The 3,022-nt window shown below is 48.6% G+C and carries 3 protein-coding genes and 2 pseudogenes; 3 read left to right on the top strand and 2 right to left on the bottom strand.

Translation table 11 applies throughout. From position 1 onward, the window contains the following. A pseudogene (locus ACTHS4_RS11480) lies at positions 1-269 on the bottom strand (transferrin-binding protein-like solute binding protein); the annotation flags it as partial. 212 nt (positions 270-481) lie between these two features. Then, positions 482-1,105 carry a biliverdin-producing heme oxygenase gene (locus ACTHS4_RS11475; RefSeq protein ID WP_070825914.1) on the bottom strand — a complete coding sequence of 208 codons (624 nt, stop codon included), beginning with the start codon at positions 1,103-1,105 and terminating at the stop codon, positions 482-484. A 451-nt stretch (positions 1,106-1,556) separates the two neighbouring features. Here ACTHS4_RS11475 and ACTHS4_RS11470 point away from each other — a divergent pair, with 451 nt between their 5' ends. From ACTHS4_RS11470 to ACTHS4_RS11460, 3 genes and pseudogenes are all read left to right on the top strand, one after another. Next, positions 1,557-2,093: a gamma carbonic anhydrase family protein gene (locus ACTHS4_RS11470; RefSeq protein ID WP_070825912.1), complete on the top strand. Its 537-nt coding sequence runs from the start codon at positions 1,557-1,559 to the stop codon at positions 2,091-2,093. Between the two features lie 39 nt (positions 2,094-2,132). Continuing rightward, complete coding sequence (locus ACTHS4_RS11465; RefSeq protein ID WP_070646353.1) at positions 2,133-2,732, top strand: Maf family protein; 600 nt, start codon at positions 2,133-2,135, stop codon at positions 2,730-2,732. 25 nt (positions 2,733-2,757) lie between these two features. Beyond that, a pseudogene (locus tag ACTHS4_RS11460) lies at positions 2,758-3,022 on the top strand (hypothetical protein); the annotation flags it as partial.

Genomic DNA, 3,022 nt, shown 5'->3' with positions numbered 1-3,022 from the left:
TTCTTGGCTTCTTCAGCTTTCTTGGCTTCTTCAGCTTTCTTGGCTTCTTCAGCTTTCTTGGCTTCTTCAGCTTTCTTGGCTTCTTCAGCTTTCTTAGCGTCTTCTGTTTGTTTTGAATCACCTCCTCCGCCCGAGCCGGAATTATTGCCCGGCTGTTGCGGGGTCGGTGCAGGCTGTGCAGACGGCGTACCACCACCGCTTGAACCGCATGCACTCAATGCGATGCTGCAGGCAATCGCCAGCATACTTAATTTAAATGATTCCTTCATGGTCAAACTCCTGAATGTGATAATGGTATTTTGGAATGATGGTGATAAAATATTTGATAATTATTTACATCAAACCAATTAAAATATACCGCAAATGCGGATAACCAAACGGTACTAAACTTGCATCAGTATGAAGGTCGTCTGAAAACGGAATTTATGAATCCGTGCATACAGATGTGTTTCAGACGACCTCTACTTATATCGTCAAACCATTAATGACGATGCGGAATAAAGCCTTCCGGAGCTTCCGCACCTGCAGGCAGGTCAAATGTTTCGCGCAGAACGACTTTGTAGAACGCAAATGCATCTTTTGCACCTTGAATCGCTTCGGCTTCAGCTTCAGGGCTTAAACCCAAAGCATTCAGATGCTCGACAAAAGCACGCCAATGTTTGCCGCGGCCGTTCGGATGGGGAGCGAGGTGGCGCGCGCCGTGTTCGCCGGTGTAATCCAGCTTTTGCGCGTGTTTAAATAAAAATGCTGCGCCCAAATTGGAACCTTCGGCGCAATACAGCCAACCGATGGCTTTATTGCCGGTTTCATGCGGCAGCGGTTTGCCGTATTCGTAAGGTTTGTCGCCCAAATCCGCCAAGTCTTGCGTTACCGCATCGTAACGCGCCATGTATTCCAGCTCGGGAATGGCTTTGTTCAACTCGGGGTCTTTATAGATATGATCAACCGCTTTGTGGAACACGGATTGCAGTTTCAAGAATTTGATGTAGTTCTCTTTATTGGAAAACGGCTCGACAGACATAACCAAGTTGTCCACGCTGTCATGAATGGTGGTGGTTTGCTCTTTCAGCCGTTTGGCAAAAGTCAGCTCTTGTGTTTCGCTCATGTGAATATCCTTTATAAAGTTTCAGACGACCTTCAGGCCGCCTTTATTTAAACAAGGTGGATTGGATAGGTTTGAAAACGGATATGGGATGGAAGCGGAGGTTTGCAGGATGGGAACCCGTCAAATCCGTTTGAAAACAAACCATCGGGTTTCGTTATTTTGTGAAATATTTTTTAAAAATATATATCATTCCAATTCAAATGGCAAGAGAATGATTTGCAGCTACTTGCAACTACAAGATAATAACGGACAATTTCCCACCTTCGGCAAACAAAAGATTCAGATTTAACGGAAAATGGTTTCCTAACCATAAAGAATATTGTTTACAAAGACATGACTGCATCTTGGCAGATACCGTCCTTGCCCTGCCTGCGTCAAAACGGCATACTTTCGCCATACCGAGCCGTAGGTCGTCTGAAACCTGCTACACTATCAAAAAGAAAGAAACAACATGAACCCTATCCGCCCCTTCTTAGACCATACTCCCCAAATCCACGAATCCTGCCTCATCGACGAGACCTCCGTCATCATCGGCGAAGTATCGCTTGCCGAAGACGTATCCGTTTGGCCGTATGCCGTGTTGCGCGGCGACGTGAACAGCATCAGCATCGGCGCGCGCAGCAATGTACAGGACGGCAGTGTCTTGCACGTTTCGCACAAAAACGCGGAAAAGCCTGAAGGTTCGCCCCTTATCATCGGCGAAGACGTAACCGTCGGACACAAAGTCATGTCGCACGGCTGCCGCATCGGCGATCGTGTGTTGATCGGAATGGGTACAATTATTCTGGACGATACCGTCATTGAAGACGACGTGATGATAGGCGCAGGCAGCTTGGTGCCACCACGCAAACGTTTGGAAAGCGGCTATCTCTATGTCGGCTCGCCCGTCAAACAAGTCCGCCCGCTGACCGAAAAAGAAAAAGAATTTTTGAAATATTCTTCTGCGCATTATGTGCGCCTGTCCGGCCAACACAAACAGTCAAAATAATTTTCAGACGACCTTATATCCCCTAAAAAAGAAAGTTTTATGCACACACTCTACCTAGCCTCCGGCAGCCCGCGCCGCCGCGAAATTCTGGAAAACTTAAGATTCAAAGTTATCCGTATCCCTGCCGACATCGACGAAACGCCGCATTCCGACGAAAAAGCCGCCGATTATGTGCAACGTATGGCGCAGGAAAAAAATGCCGCCGCTGTCGAGCAATGGTTAGCCACACACGACGCGTCGCCCGAATATCCGATTCTGACCGCCGACACTACGGTCGCCTATCAAAACCACATTCTCGGCAAACCGGAAACCGAAGCCCAAGCAGCCGAAATACTCGCCCGGCTTTCAGGGCAGACGCATCAGGTGCTGACTGCCGTATGCGTATATTGGCAAGGGAAAACGCACGGCGTTTTGCAAACCAGCGATGTACGTTTCAAAACCTTGTCTGCCGAAGAAATATCCGCCTATATCCGAAGTGGCGAACCGATGGACAAAGCGGGCGCGTATGGCATTCAGGGTTTGGGCGGCGTGTTTGTCGAGCATTTGCAAGGCAGCTTTACAGGCGTGATGGGCCTGCCCGTTTACGAAACGGTCGGCTTGTTGGAACAATTCGGATTGAGTATTCCCCCATTTGCCTGATTTTAAATACCTTCAAACAAACATTATGAAAACATACGTCTTCCCCTTTTTATCCGCAGTATTCCTTCTCGCTGGCTGCACCACTTTTTCAGACGACGGTACACCCGCCATCCGCAAAGGCAACGACAGCATCCTCTCTTTCGGGAAGCTTGGCTCCGCTATAGAAGATGCGCCCGCAGGCGGCTGGGTCATGCTCGGCGATCAATACACCTATGAGACCTTTGCAAAAAAGCCCTTCCCCCGACAGCCGAAATCCAAACACAGGTTTTCGTCTATTTCCGCTCCTAATT

Origin of the sequence: Neisseria sp. P0014.S009, assembly GCF_051958155.1 — a bacterium.
In the GTDB taxonomy this organism is placed as follows: domain Bacteria; phylum Pseudomonadota; class Gammaproteobacteria; order Burkholderiales; family Neisseriaceae; genus Neisseria; species Neisseria flavescens_C.
The sequence above is the reverse complement of the archived record's forward strand: the minus strand, read 5'-3'. Positions and strand labels throughout refer to the sequence as shown.

Coding starts and splice junctions, on each gene's coding strand:
- ACTHS4_RS11475 (WP_070825914.1), bottom strand. CDS start 1,105: ATGAGCGAAACACAAGAGCTGACTTTTGCCAAACGGCTGAAAGAGCAA.
- ACTHS4_RS11470 (WP_070825912.1), top strand. CDS start 1,557: ATGAACCCTATCCGCCCCTTCTTAGACCATACTCCCCAAATCCACGAA.
- ACTHS4_RS11465 (WP_070646353.1), top strand. CDS start 2,133: ATGCACACACTCTACCTAGCCTCCGGCAGCCCGCGCCGCCGCGAAATT.